Source organism: Variovorax sp. P4_B11, assembly GCF_056402355.1.
Window position 1 is genome coordinate 66049 of record NZ_JBFUHO010000022.1, and the last position, 16057, is coordinate 82105.

14 protein-coding genes are annotated in these 16057 nt (G+C 69.4%); 12 read left to right on the forward strand and 2 right to left on the reverse strand.

Annotated features, from left to right (window positions below; genetic code table 11):
- Positions 1–144 precede the first annotated feature (144 nt).
- Complete coding sequence (locus AC1DYD_RS20085) at positions 145–543, reverse strand: tautomerase family protein (protein ID WP_478174514.1); 399 nt, start codon at positions 541–543, stop codon at positions 145–147.
- A 108-nt stretch (positions 544–651) separates the two neighbouring features.
- Between AC1DYD_RS20085 and AC1DYD_RS20090 the strand changes: the two genes are divergently transcribed.
- Together AC1DYD_RS20090 and AC1DYD_RS20095 are read left to right on the forward strand one after the other, a co-directional pair.
- The gene (locus AC1DYD_RS20090; RefSeq protein WP_478174515.1) at positions 652–1521 is read left to right on the forward strand and encodes a LysR family transcriptional regulator; all 870 of its coding nucleotides are present in this window, start codon (positions 652–654) and stop codon (positions 1519–1521) included.
- 70 nt (positions 1522–1591) lie between these two features.
- Positions 1592–2260 (forward strand): M23 family metallopeptidase, encoded by a 669-nt coding sequence (locus tag AC1DYD_RS20095; RefSeq protein WP_478174516.1) that lies wholly within the window; start codon positions 1592–1594, stop codon positions 2258–2260.
- Between the two features lie 25 nt (positions 2261–2285).
- Here the strand turns inward: AC1DYD_RS20095 and AC1DYD_RS20100 are convergent, their stop codons facing one another.
- Positions 2286–3269 carry an ABC transporter substrate-binding protein gene (locus tag AC1DYD_RS20100; RefSeq protein ID WP_478174517.1) on the reverse strand — a complete coding sequence of 328 codons (984 nt, stop codon included), beginning with the start codon at positions 3267–3269 and terminating at the stop codon, positions 2286–2288.
- A 239-nt stretch (positions 3270–3508) separates the two neighbouring features.
- Between AC1DYD_RS20100 and AC1DYD_RS20105 the strand changes: the two genes are divergently transcribed.
- The 10 genes from AC1DYD_RS20105 to AC1DYD_RS20150 all read left to right on the forward strand — a co-directional run bounded on the left by AC1DYD_RS20105 (position 3509) and on the right by AC1DYD_RS20150 (position 15992).
- The gene (locus tag AC1DYD_RS20105; protein WP_478174518.1) at positions 3509–5881 is read left to right on the forward strand and encodes a sensor histidine kinase; all 2373 of its coding nucleotides are present in this window, start codon (positions 3509–3511) and stop codon (positions 5879–5881) included.
- Between the two features lie 76 nt (positions 5882–5957).
- Entirely contained in the window at positions 5958–7079 is a 1122-nt protein-coding gene (locus AC1DYD_RS20110; protein WP_478174519.1) for an adenylate/guanylate cyclase domain-containing protein, read from the forward strand.
- 156 nt (positions 7080–7235) lie between these two features.
- Positions 7236–8363 (forward strand): polyamine ABC transporter substrate-binding protein, encoded by a 1128-nt coding sequence (locus AC1DYD_RS20115; RefSeq protein ID WP_478174520.1) that lies wholly within the window; start codon positions 7236–7238, stop codon positions 8361–8363.
- A gap of 10 nt (positions 8364–8373) precedes the next feature.
- Positions 8374–9474: an ABC transporter ATP-binding protein gene (locus AC1DYD_RS20120; RefSeq protein ID WP_478174521.1), complete on the forward strand. Its 1101-nt coding sequence runs from the start codon at positions 8374–8376 to the stop codon at positions 9472–9474.
- A 4-nt stretch (positions 9475–9478) separates the two neighbouring features.
- Positions 9479–10429, forward strand: a complete 951-nt coding sequence (locus tag AC1DYD_RS20125; RefSeq protein WP_478174522.1) for an ABC transporter permease — start codon at positions 9479–9481, stop codon at positions 10427–10429.
- The gene (locus AC1DYD_RS20130) at positions 10426–11286 is read left to right on the forward strand and encodes an ABC transporter permease subunit (protein ID WP_478174523.1); all 861 of its coding nucleotides are present in this window, start codon (positions 10426–10428) and stop codon (positions 11284–11286) included. The genes AC1DYD_RS20125 and AC1DYD_RS20130 overlap by 4 nt, the downstream gene beginning before the upstream one ends.
- A 120-nt stretch (positions 11287–11406) precedes the next feature.
- On the forward strand, positions 11407–12168 hold the full coding sequence (locus AC1DYD_RS20135; RefSeq protein WP_478174524.1) for an SDR family NAD(P)-dependent oxidoreductase: 762 nt from the start codon (positions 11407–11409) through the stop codon (positions 12166–12168).
- The gene (locus tag AC1DYD_RS20140; RefSeq protein WP_478174525.1) at positions 12165–12932 is read left to right on the forward strand and encodes an SDR family NAD(P)-dependent oxidoreductase; all 768 of its coding nucleotides are present in this window, start codon (positions 12165–12167) and stop codon (positions 12930–12932) included. Before AC1DYD_RS20135 ends, AC1DYD_RS20140 begins: the two co-directional genes overlap by 4 nt.
- A 25-nt stretch (positions 12933–12957) precedes the next feature.
- Complete coding sequence (locus AC1DYD_RS20145) at positions 12958–14091, forward strand: DUF5938 domain-containing protein (RefSeq protein ID WP_478174526.1); 1134 nt, start codon at positions 12958–12960, stop codon at positions 14089–14091.
- Between the two features lie 14 nt (positions 14092–14105).
- The gene (locus tag AC1DYD_RS20150) at positions 14106–15992 is read left to right on the forward strand and encodes an acyl-CoA synthetase (RefSeq protein ID WP_478174527.1); all 1887 of its coding nucleotides are present in this window, start codon (positions 14106–14108) and stop codon (positions 15990–15992) included.
- Positions 15993–16057 lie beyond the last annotated feature (65 nt).

Below are 16057 nucleotides of genomic sequence, written 5' to 3' on the forward strand. Positions count from 1 at the left end.
CCAAGGCGGTCTGCGCCCCCCTCGGGGGCAGCGAGTACACGAAGTGACGAGCGTGGGGGCCTCAGACCGGCGCCGGGCCGCCCCAAGGCGGTCTGCGCCCCCTTCGGGGGGCAGCGAGTACACGAAGTGACGAGCGTGGGGGCCTCAGACCCCAGCCTGCTGGTGCCGGTACTCCTGGGTCCTGCCGCCATAGCCGTAGGCCGCGGCGCGGGCATCGATCAGGTGCACGTACGAGACCTCGTGCAGATTGCCCCTGAGCTCGGCCATCGCGGCGTGGACCTCGCGCAGGTAGCGGGCCTTCTCGGCCTTGGTGTTGGTCTCGTCGGTGATGCTGATGTCGAGATGGAAGGCCGACTTTCCCAGCTCGGCCAGCGACTGGCCGCCGACGAACCAGCTGTCGGCCGCGATGTACTGCACCGCGATCGCGATCACGGGCAGCTGCTTGTCGAGCACGGACTGGGTCAGGCCGGCGACCTTGTCGACGACCTTGCGCGTGAGTTGCGCATCGGGCTGGCCCGAGAGATGAATGACGATATGGGGCATGGTGGCTGAGCTCCTGCAATGAACGAGGCCTCATTGTCGAAACCGCAATGTCATCTGAAAAGCGGGAAGATATGATGCATATCATCGGTTTCATGAATGGATATCGGCATGCAGCCTCTCGATCTCCAACAACTCAAGACCCTGGTCGCGGTGGTCGACGCGGGCAGCCTGACGGCGGCGGCGCCGGTCGTGTTCCTTTCTCAGTCCGCGGTCAGCGAGCAGATGCGCAAGCTCGAAGAGCGGATCGGCCATGCGCTGCTGAGCCGCAGCAAGGCCGGCGTCGCGCCGACGCCCGCCGGCCTGCGCCTGCTCGACCATGCGCGCCGCCTGCTCGCCGCCAGCGACGAGGCGCTGCGCGACCTGAGCGGCGAGACGCTGCAGGGCGAGCTGCGGCTCGCGGTCACCGACTACTTCAGGCCGGGTGAGCTGAGCCGCCTGTTGAGCCGGGTCGGCCAGAGCTATCCGCAACTGCGCCTCCACGTGAGCGTCCTGCAGGGCAGCGCGATGGAAGCCGCCTTCGGGCGCGGCGATTTCGACATCGGCCTGGCGATGCGCATCAACCCGGCGGCGGCCCGGGCCGGCAGCCGAGGGCCGGCGTCGCCGCTGCGGCGCGAAGCACTCGCATGGGTCGGCGCCGAAGGCCATCGCATCGCGCGCGGCGAGCCGCTGCGGCTGCTGGTGCTGCCCGACAGCTGTACGCTGCACCAGTTCACGATCCGCCTGCTGCGCGAGCGGCGCGTGCCATACGCGGTGGCGCATGTCGCCTCGGGCGTGGCGGGCCTGCAGTCGGCGCTGGCGGCCGGGCTCGGCGTGGCCTGCCTCAACGAATCGGCGCTGTGCGCCGGCGTGACGCGGCTGCAGGCGCCGCACGGCCTGCCGGCGCTGCCGCGCGTGGCCTTCCAGTTCCTGCCGCCGCGCCGCGCCGAGCCCGAACTGGTGACACGGGTGCGCGAGCTGCTGGCATCGCATCTGGCGTGAAGGACTGAGCCCCCCGCCGCCTTGGGACGGCCCGGCGCCGGCCCGAGGCCGCTGCCCTTACAGTCGACGCATGACAGGTCAGTACAGGACATTCATCGGCCGCGCTGCGTCGGGCCTCGCCTGCGCCGTGGCCGGCGCGCTGCTCATCGGGTGCGCCACCCAGCCCGCCCCGCCCGCACGGCGCGCGGCGCCGGCTGGCGCAGCCCCGGCGGACGATTCCGGCGCCCGCTCGGAAGCTTCGCGCAGCACCAGCGCGCCGAAGCCATCCGGTTCGAAGCAGGCATCCCGGTCGAAGAAGACGCAAGCGCGCACCGAGGCCGACAAGCCGGTGGCTGCAATCAAGCCCGACCGCAGCTACCAGCGGCCCGCGAGCGGCGCCGTCGTGGCGCGCTTCGACGGCCGCTCGAACAAGGGCGTGGACTTCGGGGGCACGAAGGGCGACCCGGTCCGCGCCGCCGGCGACGGCAAGGTGGTCTTCGCGGCGGCCACGCTGCGCGGTTACGGACGGCTGGTCATGATCAAGCACGACGCCACCTACATGTCGGCCTACGCGCACAACAGCGAACTGCTCGTGAAGGAAGGCCAGAGCGTGAAGCGCGGCCAGCTGATCGCCCGCATGGGCAACAGCGAGTCCGCCACCGTCAAGCTGCATTTCGAATTGCGCCGGAACGGCAGCGCGGTCGATCCGATGCCGTTCTTCGCGGCCAGCGGCGGCGCCAACGCCGCCACCGACGATTGACGGGCCGGCCCGCCGGCGCCGGGAATCACTGGATCAGCTTGTCGGCCCGGTCCAGCACCGTTCGCGGGATCGTCACGCCGAGACGCTGGGCGGTCTTCAGGTTGATCAGCAACTCGAAGGTCGTCGGCTGCTCGATCGGCAGGTCCGCGGGCTTGGCGCCCTTCAGGATCCTGTCGACGTAGCGGGCGCCGTCCTTGCCCTCGGTGCCGTAGCCCGGTCCGTAGGCCACCAGGCAGCCGTTCTCGGCATAGTCGCTGCGGGCACAGATCGACGGCAACCCGTGCGCGATGGCCAGCTCGGCGATCATCCTCTGGTTCGAATTGGCCACCGGGTTCAACGTGACCCACACCGCGCCGCTGCGCGCCCTGGCGGCTTCCTTGAAGGCCTCGGCATAGGCGTCGGCGCTGCTGGCCGCCATCGAATACAGCTGGAGGCCGAGTTTCTCCGCCGGCGACTGGCTGGCCTCCCACTGGGGAACGGAGCCGGGCGCCAGGGGGTCCCAGAGCACCGCCACGCGGGCGACGGCGGGCTGGATCTCCTTCAGGAGTTCCAGTCGCTTGCCGGTGAGGATCGCCGCCACGTTGGTGATGCCGGTGCTGTTGCCGCCGGGCCGCGCCAGGCTCTGGGCCAGTCCGGTGGTGATCGGATCCGTGACGCCCATGAAGACGATCGGCACGGTCCGGGTCGTCCGGCTGGCGGCCTGCGCCGCATTCGACGTCACCGCCACGAGCACGTCGACGTCGAGGCCGACCAGCTCGGCCGCCAGGCTCGGAAGCCGCTGCAGATCCTGGCTCTCGTGGCGGTAGTCGATCAGGATGGTCTGCCCTTCGACATAGCCGAGATCGCGCAGCCCCTGCCGGAATGCTTCCAGCCGCGGCGCATCGGCGCTGGCCGAAACGGCCGCCAGGTAGCCCAGACGCGGAACCTTCCTGGGCTGCTGCGCCTGCGCAAGGGCAGCGCTGGCCGCCAGCGCAGCGCACAGAAAAACCCACCCCATCCTGCTGCGCATCGCTTCTCTCCTAGTCGCCGGCAGCCGCCGGATGGATTCTGCGCCCCCCGCCCCGCCACCGGGCGCCATAGTGACTCGGCCAATAGGCCTACTCGCCCGGCCTTCCCATCGTGCAGGCGACGATGTCCAATTGACAGGCCATGACGGCCCAGGATTCGTCCCCCGCCTCGCTTCCCGGCGAGCTTGCAGCAACAGCCCAGGACCGACGCTCCGCCCTGTTGCCCCAAGGCACGCGGGACGTGCATCGGGGCCGCCTGTTCCGCAAGTACCTGCTGCTGATCCTTTCGCTGGTGACGATGGTGCTGCTGGCGTCCAGCGCGATCGGCCTCTATTTCTCCTACCAGGAGAACAAGGCGGCACTGGCCAGCCTGCAGCATGAAAAGGCCCTGGGCGCCGCGGCGCGAATCGAGCAGTACCTCCAGCGGGTGACCCAGCAGCTGGCCTATGCCTCGCTGGCCCAGCTCGACGCTTCGGACCTGGCGGCGCGGCGCGCGGAGTTCTGGCGGCTGCTGCGCCAGGCGCCCGAAGTGACCGACATCGCGCAGCTCGACGGCGACGGCCGCGAGCAGGTCGCGGTGTCGCGCGTGGGGATGGACGTCGTGGGCTCCGGCAGGGACCGGTCGTCGGAGGCGGCATTCCGCAGCGCCCTGCCCGACGCGCCGTGGTTCGGCCCGGTGTATTTCAACCGCGGCACCGAGCCCTACATGACGGTCGCGATCCGTTCCGCGGGCCCAGGCGGCCCGGTCACGGTGGCCGAGCTGAATCTCAAGTTCATCTGGGATGTCGTCTCGCGCATCCGCATCGGCGAGGCTGGCAAGGCCTATGTGCTCGACAGCCAGGGCCTGCTGGTGGCCGACCCCGACATCGGCCTGGTGCTGCGCAAGACCAGCCTCGCCCAGCTGCCGCACGTCCAGGCCGCGGCGGCCGACGGCGTGCCGCAGCGACCGGCCATGGTGTCGCGCGACCTGCAGGGCGCCACCGTGCTGACCGCGATGGCATCGATCGAGCCGCTGGGCTGGAAGGTGTTCGTCGAACAGCCGATCGCCGAGGTCTACGCCAAGCTCAATGCCTCGATCCTGCGCGCCGCCATGCTGCTGCTGGCGGGCCTGGCGATCTCGGCGCTGGCGGCGTCGCTGCTGGCGCGCAGCATGGTGCGGCCGATCCGGACGCTGGCCCGGGGCGCACGGCACATCGGCCAGGGAGACCTGAATCAACAGATCGAGGTCCGCACCGGCGACGAGCTGGAAGGCCTGGCCAACCAGTTCAATCGCATGTCGGCGCAGCTGCGCGAGTCCTACGGCGAACTGGAGCGCAAGGTCGACCAACGCACCGCCGAGCTGAGCGCGGCGCTCGAGCACCAGACGGCGACGGCCGGGATCCTGCGCGTCATCAGCCGATCGCCGACGGATCTGCAACCGGTCCTGCAGGCCGTGGCCGAGCGCTCGGCGGCGCTGTGCCGGGCCTACGGCTGCCGCATCTGGCTGCCCGAGGACGATCACCTGCGTGCCATGACCGGCTACCTGGGCACCGGGAGCGACGCCGCCCTGGGCCGGGACGAGGTTCTGCCGCTGACCCGGGGATCGGTGGTCGGGCGGGCCTTCGCCGAGCACCGTACCGTGCACGTGCAGGACGTCACCCGGCAGCTCGACTCCGAGTATCCCGATTCACGCGAACCGCAGGCCCGCCACGGCTTCAGGACCGTGTTGGCCGTTCCGATGGTGCGCGAGGGTGCGTCGGTCGGCATCATTGCCGTGATGCGCAAGCAGGTGCAACCCTTCTCGAATGCCGAAGTCCGCCTGATCGAGACCTTCGCCGACCAGGCGGTGATCGCGATCGAGAACGCGCGCCTGTTCCGTGAGATCGAGGAGAAAGGCCGCCAGCTCGAAGTGGCGAACCAGCACAAGTCCGAGTTCCTGGCCAACATGTCGCACGAACTGCGCACCCCCTTGAACGCCATCATCGGCTTTTCCGAAGTGCTGACCGAACAGATGTTCGGCGCGGTCAATGACAAGCAGATGGCGTACCTGCGGGACATCCACTCCTCCGGCCAGCACCTGCTGACCTTGATCAACGATGTGCTGGACCTGTCGAAGATCGAAGCCGGACGGATGGAACTGGACCTGAGCTGCTTCGACCTCGGCCTGCTGCTGGAGAACGCCCTGACCCTGGTGCGCGAGCGCGCGCAGCGCCACGGCCTCTCGCTGTCGCTGGCGGTCGGCGAAGGACTGAACGAATGGGTCGCAGATGCACGCAAGGTCAAGCAGGTGGTGGTGAACCTGCTCTCCAACGCGGTGAAGTTCACCCCCGCCGGCGGCCGCGTGCGGCTGAGCGCGCGGCGCATCGACAGCGCCGCGGGCCAGGCGATGGCCGAGGTCAGCGTCGCCGACACCGGCGTGGGCATTGCACCCGAGGACCACCAGCTGGTGTTCGACGAATTCCGCCAGGCGGGCAACGACTATCTGCGCAAGGCCGAAGGCACCGGCCTGGGCCTGCCGCTGGCCAGGCGTTTCGTCGCGCTGCATGGCGGCACGCTGGGCGTCGACAGCCGCCTCGGCGAAGGCGCGACCTTCACCTTCCTGCTGCCGCTGCAGGTGCTGGAGGCTGTCGAATGAGCGCCGACCGACCGCCGCCGCGGACAACCCTGCGCAGCAGTGTTCCAACGGCCTTCATGAGGCCAGAGGTTGCCTTATGAGCGCGCACGTGCTGGTCGTCGACGACGTCGACAAGAACGTCAGGCTGCTCGCCGATGTCCTCACGGCACGCGGCTATCGGACCAGCACCGCCGCATCCGGCGAGGAGGCCCTGGCACGCATCGCCGCCGACCCGCCCGACCTGGTGCTGCTGGACGTGATGATGCCGGGCATGAACGGCTACGACGTGTGCCGCGCCATCCGCGCGGATCCGGCGCTGGCGGCGTTGCCGGTGGTGCTCGTGACGGCGCTGGATCCCGAACAGGAGCGGGTGAACGGCTTGAACGCCGGGGCGGACGACTTCCTGGGCAAGCCGATCCACCAGGCCGAGCTGATGGCCCGCGTGCGCTCGCTGCTGCGGGTCAAGTCGCTGTACGACGAGGTCCAGCGGCAGAAGGCCGAGCTGCAGGCGTGGAACAGCACGCTCGAGCAGCGGGTGGCGGAGGGCGTGAAGCAGCTCGAGCGCGTGGGCCAGCTCAAGCGCTTCTTCTCGCCGCAGCTGGCCGAGGCCATCCTGGCCGGCGGAACCGACGATCCGCTCAGGAGCCACCGGCGCGAGATCACCGTCGTCTTCCTCGACTTGCGCGGATTCACCGCGTTCACCGAGACCGCGGACCCCGAGGAAGTGATGGCCGTGCTGGCGCAATACCACGCCGCGATGGGCCGGCTGGTGCTGGCCCACGAGGGCACGCTGGAGCGCTTCTCGGGCGACGGCATGATGATCTTCTTCAACGATCCGCAGCCGGTGGCCGATGCGCCGGCGCGCGCCTTGCGCATGGCGGTCCAGATGCAGCGCGAGATGGTTACGCTCAGGAGCCAGTGGCACCGGCGGGGCTACGACCTGCACATGGGCGTCGGCATCGCGCAGGGCTTCGCCACGCTCGGCGGCATCGGCTTCGACGGCCGCATCGACTACGGCGCCATCGGCACCGTGACCAACCTGGCCGCGCGCCTGTGCGGCGAAGCGGCGGGCGGCGAGATCCTGATCTCGCAGCGCGTCCGGGCCGCATTGCAGGATGCGGGGCCCGAAGGCGGCGGGTCGATCGAGGACGCCGGCGAGCTGGAGCTCAAGGGCTTCCATCGGAAAGTGGCGGCCTGGCGGGTGCTGCCCGGGCCTTGACGAGGCCCTGCGCCAGCCCGGCCCCCGGCTGCGGCTGGCCCTCAATTTGCATGCGGCAGCGCACACGTGCACCACATCGGGGCGGCGATCTGGATTCATAATGCGCCCCGCAACAATCCCTGGCCCCCCGACTTTCCTGCCCCCGAAGGTATGTCCATGAAATTGACGTCGCTGCGTCCCACCTTGATCCTGAGTGCGGCCATGGCCGCTGCCGCGGCGCTGGCGGCCTTCGCCGTGCATGCCGAGGAGGAGAAGGTCCTCAATATCTACAACTGGGGCGACTACATCGCGGACGACACGGTCGCGAACTTCGAGAAGGAAACGGGGATCAAGGTCCGCTACGACCTGTTCGACAGCAACGAGGCCTTGCACGCCAAGCTGGTGGCCGGGATGTCGGGCTACGACATCGTGGTGCCCGGATCGCATTTCGCCAAGATGCAGATCCAGGCCGGCCTGCTGCAGACGCTGGACAAGTCGAAGCTCCCGAACCTCGCCAACCTCGACCCCGCCATCCAGGCCCAGCTGGCCAAGATGGACCCGGGCAACGCGCACATCGTCGACTGGCTCTGGGGCTATACGACGGTCGGCATCAACGCCGACAAGGTCAAGAAGGCGCTGGGCGGCGCGCCCTTGCCGGACAACGCCTGGGACCTGGTCTTCAAGCCCGAATACCTGTCCAAACTGAAGGACTGCGGCGTGTCTTTCCTGGACAGCCCGTCCGAGATCATGCCGATCGCGCTGAAGTACATGGGCAAGGATCCGCGCAGCAAGAACCCCGACGACTACAAGGCGGCGGGCGACATGCTCAAGGCCGTGCGACCCTACGTCACGCGCTTCTCGGGCTCGGGCTCGGACTATATCGACCAGATGGCCAAGGGCCAGCTGTGTGCCGTGATCGGCTGGTCCGGCGACATCATGATCGCCAAGGACAAGTCCGCCAAGGCAAAGACCCCCCAGAACCTCGAGGTGCTGCTGCCCAAGACCGGCGGCCTGCTGTTCTTCGACACCATGGCCATCCCCAAGGACGCCAAGCACCCGGAGAACGCCTACAAGTGGATCAACTACATCCTGCGGCCCGAGGTTCATGCGTCGCTGACCAACAAGGTCTTCTATGCGAACCCCAACAAGGCGGCCATGAAGTTCGTCAATCCGGCCCTGGCCAAGGACAAGGCCGTGTTCCCGGACGAGGTGGCGCTGTCGACCATGATCGCGCCCGACACGCCCGACCAGGCGACGCTCAAGCTGATCACGCGCACCTTCACCAACTTCAAGGCCAAGCGCTGACCCGACACCCATGAATGCTCCCAGGGAAGACCGCGCCTTCCTGCGAATCGAATCGGTCAGCAAGGACTTCGGCGACTTTCGCGCGGTGGACCAGGTCGAACTGGACATCGGGCGCGGCGAGATCTTCGCGCTGCTGGGTCCCTCGGGCTGCGGCAAGAGCACGCTGCTGCGAATGCTGGCCGGCTTCGAGACGCCATCGTCCGGTCGCATCGTGCTCGACGGCGTCGACCTCACGGGGCTGCCGCCGTACGAACGTCCGCTCAACATGATGTTCCAGTCCTATGCGCTGTTTCCCCACCTGAGCGTCTGGGACAACGTCGCCTTCGGCCTGCGGCGCGACAAGCTGCCCAAGGCCGAGGTGGCCTCGCGCGTCGAGGACATGCTGCGCCTGGTGCAACTGGGCGGACTCGGCCGGCGCAAGCCCCACCAGCTCTCGGGCGGGCAGCAGCAGCGCGTGGCTCTGGCGCGCTGCCTGGCCAAGCGGCCGCGGCTGCTGCTGCTCGACGAGCCGCTCGGCGCGCTGGACCGGAAGCTGCGCGAGGCGACCCAGATCGAGCTGGTCAACATCGTGCGGGAAGTCGGCGTGACCTGCGTCATGGTGACGCACGACCAGGAAGAGGCCATGACGATGGCGTCGCGCATGGCCGTGATGAGCGGCGGCCGCTTCATCCAGGTGGGCAGCCCCGGCGACCTCTACGAAACGCCCGCCACGCGCTTCGTCGCCGACTTCATCGGCAACGTGAACCTGATGGACGGCAGCATCGTGGCCGACGCCGCCGACCACGTCGACATCCGATGCGCCGATGTCGTGCATCGCGTCGGCCACGGCGTCAGCGGCCATGCGGGGCAGACGGTCACGGTCGCGGTTCGCCCGGAAAAGATCCTCCTGCGCGCCGAACGGCCCGAGGGCGAATTCAACCAGGTCCGGGGCGTCGTCAAGGCGCTGTCGTACTTCGGCGACTCCACGCTGTACCACCTGGAGATGCCCAGCGGCGCCGGGCTCAAGGTCCAGGTCGCGAACGAAAGCCGCCATCGCGAGGGAGCGCCCGAACGGGGCGACACGGTCTGGGCGCACTGGCTGCCGACTTCGCAGGTCGTCCTGACGAGCTGAAGGCATGGCGGCCAACCCCTCTCACGGCCACGAGGCGCCGCCGCGCCGACGCCGGTTCTCGAAGGCACGGGCCCTGCTCATCGGCACGCCCTATGTGTGGCTGCTGGTCTTCTTCCTGCTGCCCTTCCTGATCGTCCTGCGCATCAGCCTGGCCGAAATGGACGGCGCCAGGATCAGCAGCCTGTTCTCGTTCGCGGACCAGGCACTGGTCATGAAGCTCGACCTGCGGACCTACGCGACCATTCTGCAGGACGACATCTACGGGGCGACCTACGGCCAGTCGCTGCTCTATGCCGGCGCCACGACGCTGATCTGCCTGCTGATCGGCTACCCCTTCGCCTACTTCATGGCGCGCGCCTCGGCCGCCCTGCAGCCCTTGCTGCTGATGGGCGTCATGCTGCCCTTCTGGACCAGCTTCCTGCTTCGCGTCTACGCCTGGAAGGGCTTGCTGGATGCCGAGACCGGCTGGGTCGGCAGCTTCCTGCGCCACGCGCATGTCGACCAGCTGCTGCTGCCGCTCGGCCTGATATCGGCGCCGGGGCAGTTCATGTACACCCCCTTCTCGCTGGTCCTGGGAATGGTCTACACCTACCTGCCCTTCATGGTGCTGCCCTTGTTCGGCACGCTGTCCAAGCTGGACCTGCGCCTGCTCGAGGCCGCCCAGGACCTCGGCGCCACGCCGTGGCAGGCCTTCTGGCGGGTCACGGTGCCGCTGTCGCGGGCCGGCATCGTGGCGGGAGCGATGCTGGTGTTCATCCCCTGCGTGGGCGAGTACGTGATCCCCGAGCTGCTGGGCGGCCCGGACACCCTCATGATCGGCCGCGTGCTGTGGGACGAGTTCTTCTCGAACAACGACTGGCCCATGGCGTCCAGCGTGGCCGTGACGATGGTGCTGCTGATCATCGTGCCGCTGGCCGTCTTCGGCAGCAACCAGGCGAAGGCGGCGGGCCGATGATCGCCACGCGCACCGGACGCTGGACCAGCCGCCTGTGGCTGGCGCTCGGCTTCGGCTTCCTCTACCTGCCGATCGTCGCGCTGATCGTCTTCAGCTTCACCGACTCCCCGGTTCCGAACATCTGGGCCGGCTTCAGCCTGCGCTGGTATCGCAAGCTGGTGGCGGACGACGCCATCCGCGACGGCCTGCTCCTGTCGCTGAAGATCGCGGCCTCGACCGCCACGGCGGCCATCGTCCTGGGCACGCTCGCGGCCTTCGCCCTGCAGCGCTTCCCGCGCTTCCGCGGGCGCACCCTTTTCTCCGGCATGGTCAGCGCGCCGCTGGTGATGCCCGAGGTGATCGTCGGCCTGTCGCTGCTGCTGATGCTGGTGTCGGTCCAGCGCCTGTTCGGCTTCCCGGAGCGCGGCCTGGTCACGATCTGGCTCGGCCATCTGCTGGTGGGCATGGCCTATGCCACGGTCGTCATCGGCGCCCGCCTGCGCGACCTCAATCCGCAGCACGAGGAAGCCGCCCAGGACCTCGGCGCCCGCCCCGTGCAGGTCTTCTTCCTGATCACGCTGCCGATGATCGCGCAGTCCCTGGTGGCGGCCTGGCTGCTGACCTTCACGCTGTCGCTGGACGACGTGGTGATGTCCGCGTTCCTCTCCGGCCCGGGCTCCACGACGCTGCCGCTGGTGATCTTCTCGAGGGCCCGCCTGGGCCTGGATCCCACCGTGAACGCACTGGCCACCGTGGTGATCGCGGTCGTCGCGGTGTTCGTCGTGGCATCGAGCTACCTGATCGCCGTGCGCGAACGCCGGCTCTACAAGGAACAGCAGGCGGCCCTTCGGGGCGGCGACACGGCCCGCCGGACCTGAGGCGCCGAGGCCGCTGCGTGCTGCAGCGCAGCACGAAAAACCAATCTTTAGGTGGGCGGCCCGCGCGCGCCCTCCCTGATCGAATGCCTCCACCGCCGAACACAGGCGCAGGAGACACAGATGATCGAACTGGAGGGCCGCAAGGCCCTGATTTCCGGCGCGGCGCAGGGGCTTGGCCTTGCGATCGCCCGGCTGTTCGTCGAGCGCGGCGCGCAGGTGATGCTGGCCGACATCGACGAGGCCGGCGCCGCCAAGGCCGCCGACGCGCTCGGCCCGCGGGCGCGCGCCGTGCGCTGCGACGTGACGCAGGCGGCCGACTGGGGGCGCGCCGTCGAGGCCACCCTCGCCGCCTTCGGCGGCTTCGACACGCTGGTCAACAACGCCGGCATCGAGATCGTCAAGCCGCTGTTCGAGCAGACCGAGGAAGAGATCGGCCGCCTCATGAACATCAACGTGATGGGCGTGTTCCTCGGCATGAAGCACTCGCTCGGCGCCCTCGCCGCCTCGGGCAAGGGCTCGGTGGTCAACATCTCGTCGCTGGCGGGGACCAACGGCGTGCCCTTGTTCGGCTCGTACGCGGCGTCGAAGTCGGCCGTGATCCAGCTCACGCGCACCGCCGCGGCCGAGCTTCGCCCCACCGGCATCCGCGTCAACGCGGTGTGTCCGGGCTTCGTCGGCACCGCCATGGTCGAGCGGCTGATCCCGACGGTCGAGGCGATCGTCGGCGTGCCGTTCAGTGCCCTCGTCGCGGCCAAGCAGTTGCGCCTCGGCACCCCCCTGGAGGTGGCCGAGATGACCGCCTTCCTCGCCTCCGACGCCGCCAGCTGGACCACCGGCTCCCACTACATCCTGGACGGCGGCCTGTCTGCCGGATTGCTATGAGCCAGTTGCTCCTGAAGGACAAGGTCGCCATCGTCACCGGCGCAGGGCGCGGCCTCGGCGAAGCCGTGGCGCGGGCCTACGCGGCCGAAGGCGCGAAGGTCATCGTGTCGGACATCGACGCCGCCGCGGCACAGAAGGTCGCCGCCTCGTTGGCCGGGGCCACCGCCGTCGCCTGCGACGTGCGGGTGCCGGCCCAGGTCGAAGCCCTGGTGGCGGCGGCCCTGAAGCAGCACGGCCGGCTCGACATCATGGTGCCCAACGCCGGGGTCGCCCGGGTGGCGCCGCTCGCGAGCACCAGCTACGAGCAATGGCGCGAGGTCACCTCGGTCAACCTTGACGGCGTGTTCCTGTGCATCCGCTATGCAGCGCCCGCCATGGTGGCGGCCGGCAGCGGCACCATCATCACCATGGCCTCCGTCACGGCCAAGGCGGCCTGCGCGCTGATCGGCAGCTACGCGGCGGCCAAGGCCGGCGTGGTGTCGCTGACCCAGACGGCGGCGACCGAGCTGCGCGGCCACAACATCCGCGTCAATGCCATCTTGCCGGGCTTCATCGGCACCGAGCTGGTCGCCAGCCACAAGCACGAATTCGAGCAGCAGCTGGGCATCCCGGACTTCGACGCGGTGATCGCCCAGCGCCAGGGCCGCTATGGCACGCCCGAGGAAGTGGCCCATCTTGCGGTCTTCCTGGCCTCGGGCCGGTCCAGCTTCTCCAACGGCAGCGCCTACGTCCTCGACGGCGGCGTGAGCTCCTCGCTTCTTTGAATCGGCCACATCCCGGGAGTCATCGATGAGCAACCCCAAGAAACCCGTCGTCGTCTATGGCGCCAGCGGCTACACCGGCCGGCTGGTGTGCGAGTACCTGCGCGAGTACGGCATCCCCTTCATCGCGGCCGGGCGCAGCGCGGACAAGCTGCAGGCCGCCATGAAGTCGAACGTGGCCGGCATCGAGACCGCGGACTGCGAGGTGGTCGAAGTGCAGCACAACACCGAGGCGCTGACCGCGCTCTTCCGCGGCGCCTCGGTGGTCCTCAACACCGTCGGCCCGTTCGCGAAGTTCGGCCCTGAAGTGGTCCAGGCCTGCCTGGCCGCCGGATGCCACTACACCGACACCACCGGCGAGCAGGACTGGCTGATCACGCTCGACGCGCAGTACGGCGCGCAGTTCGCGGCCGCCGGCCTGCTGCTGTCGCCCGGCCTGGCGCAGATGTACACCACCGGCGAGATCGCGGCGCAGCTGTGCCTCGAGACGCCGGGCCTCGACACGCTGGACATCGCGGTGTTCTGGGGCGGCAGCCCGACGATCGCCTCGACCCAGACGATCCTGGTCAACGCGGCAACCTCCAAGGCCTTCCACCTGCAGCAGAACCGCTACGTCGAGTGGCAGCCCGACGCCGGCCTCTACAGCCTCGCGATCCCCGGCCAGCACGAAATGGCGCTGGCCCTGCCGTGGGGCGGCACCTCGCATCCCGTGTGGTTCCGCAAGGATCCGCGCGTGGCCAACGTCAAGGTGCTCGGCGGCGTGTTCAACAAGCCGCTGATGCTCGGGGTGCCGAAGATCGTCGAGGCGGCCCTGAAGGCCACCGAGGGCATGAACGCGGAAGACCGCTACGCGGCGCTGGCACAAACCGCCGCCGGCGTGATGAACACCATGCCGCCGCGCGAGAACCCGCGGCTCAACAAGTCGGTCGATTCGGTGCACGCTTCGGGGCCGCTGGGGCGCGCCCACTGCACGATCTTCGGCAACTGCAACTACAAGCAGACCGGCATGCTGCAGGCCTACGCCGCGCATTCGCTGCTGCAGCAGGCACCGAAGCGGTTCGGCTTCGCCTCCGGCTGCCAGGCGTTCGGCCACCATGAACTGCTGGGCCAGTTGCGCAGCTTCGGCCTGGTGGCGAAGCCCGAGCTGACGGTCCACGCCTGAAGCGGCCGGCACGCATGACTCCGGCGCATCCGCCGCTGCGGGACCTGGCCGACATCGAGGCGATCGAGGCGCTGCCGATCGCCGCCCGGCTGACGCAGCCGGTGTCGAGCCATGCCGCACTGCGCCGGCAGGCCGCGGCCACGCCGCACGCGCCGGCCCTCACCTTCGTGCCCACGGGCGACCCGGCCGACGGTGAAACGCGCTTCGACTATGCGGCGCTCGCGGCCCGGGTCACGCAGGCGGCCAACGCCTTCGTCGGCCTGGGCGTGGGTCGGCGCGACGTCGTCTCCTACCTGCTGCCGAACCTGCCCGAAACCCACTTCACCCTCTGGGGCGCCGAGGCCGCGGGCATCGTGAACCCGGTCAACCCCTTTCTCGAGGTCGACCACATGGCCGGCATCCTGAACGCCGCCGGCACCGTGGTGCTGGTCGCGCAGGGCCGGCAGGATCAGCCCGGCATCTGGGAAAAGGTGGAGTCGCTGCGCGACCGCGTGCCCAGCCTCCGCGCCGTGGTGCGCGTCGGCGGCAGCGGCCTCTGCCCGCCCTGGGCGCTCGACTTCGAGGCCCTGCTCGCGGGCCAGCCCGGCGATGCGCTGCACGGCGCCGCGCCGCCGCAAGCCGACGACGTGGCCTCGTACTTCCATACCGGCGGCACCACGGGCACGCCCAAACTGGCGCGGCGCACGCACTTCAACGAAGCCGCCAATGCCTGGGGCGTGGCCGCGGTCGTCGCCATGGGGCCGCAGGACACGCTGCTGTGCGGCCTGCCGCTGTTCCACTCGAACGCGATGATGGTCACCGGCCTCGCACCGTTCAGCGCGGGCGCGCACGTGGTGATGCTGTCGACCGCCGGCTACCGCGATCCGCGCACGCTGGCCGCCTTCTGGCGCTCGGTGCAGCGCTACCGCGCGACCCTGTTCAGCGCCGTGCCGACGGTGCTCTCGGCACTGCTCAATGTGCCGCGCGAGGGCGCCGACCTGCGCTCGCTGCGCTTCGCGATCTGCGGCGCGGCACCGCTCTCGCCCGAGCTGTTCCAGCGCTTCGAGGCCGCCACCGGACTCAAGCTGCTCGAAGGCTACGGCATGACCGAGGCCACCTGCGTCAGCGCGATCAATCCGCGCGACGGCCGGCGCGCGATCGGCTCGATCGGCCTGCGCCTGCCCTACCAGGAGATGAAGGTGGCACAGCTCGCCGCGGACGGCACGCCGCAACGCGACGCCGCGGTCGACGAGATCGGCACCCTGCTGCTGCGCGGGCCCTACGTCTTCTCGGGCTACGTGAAGGACAGCGACAACCGCGGCGTCTGCCTGGCCGACGGCTGGCTCAACACCGGCGACCTCGGCCGGCAGGACGCGCAGGGCTACTTCTGGCTCACGGGTCGCGCCAAGGACCTGATCATCCGCGGCGGCCACAACATCGACCCGGCCATGATCGAAGAGGGCCTGATGCGGCACCCGGCGGTGGAACTGGCGGCCGCGGTCGGCAAGCCCGACGGCCACGCGGGGGAACTGCCGATGGCCTACGTCACCTTGCGCAAGGACGCGGTGTGCAGCACCGCCGAGCTGCTGGCCCATGCGCGCGCCACCATCACCGAACGCGCGGCCGTGCCGGTCGATGTGGTGGTGGTCGACACGATGCCGCTCACGGCGGTCAACAAGATCTACAAGCCGAAGCTGCGCGAGCTGGCGATCGCCAGGGCATTGACCGAGACGCTGGAGAAGATCTGCGGGCCATCCGGCCTGGCGGTCGACGTGGTGCCCCACGCCCGGCACGGGCTCGAGGCGCACATCGTGGCGGCCGCACCGGCCGGACCGCAAGGCGAGGCGCTGATGAAGCAGGCGGAAGCCGAACTAGGCCGACTGCCCGTGCACTGGACCATCGACTGGCGGCCTGCCGCCTGACAGGTGCGCAGCGCCCCTCTCTGAGGCACACTGAGGCGCACAACACGACGAGCGGAGACATCCAG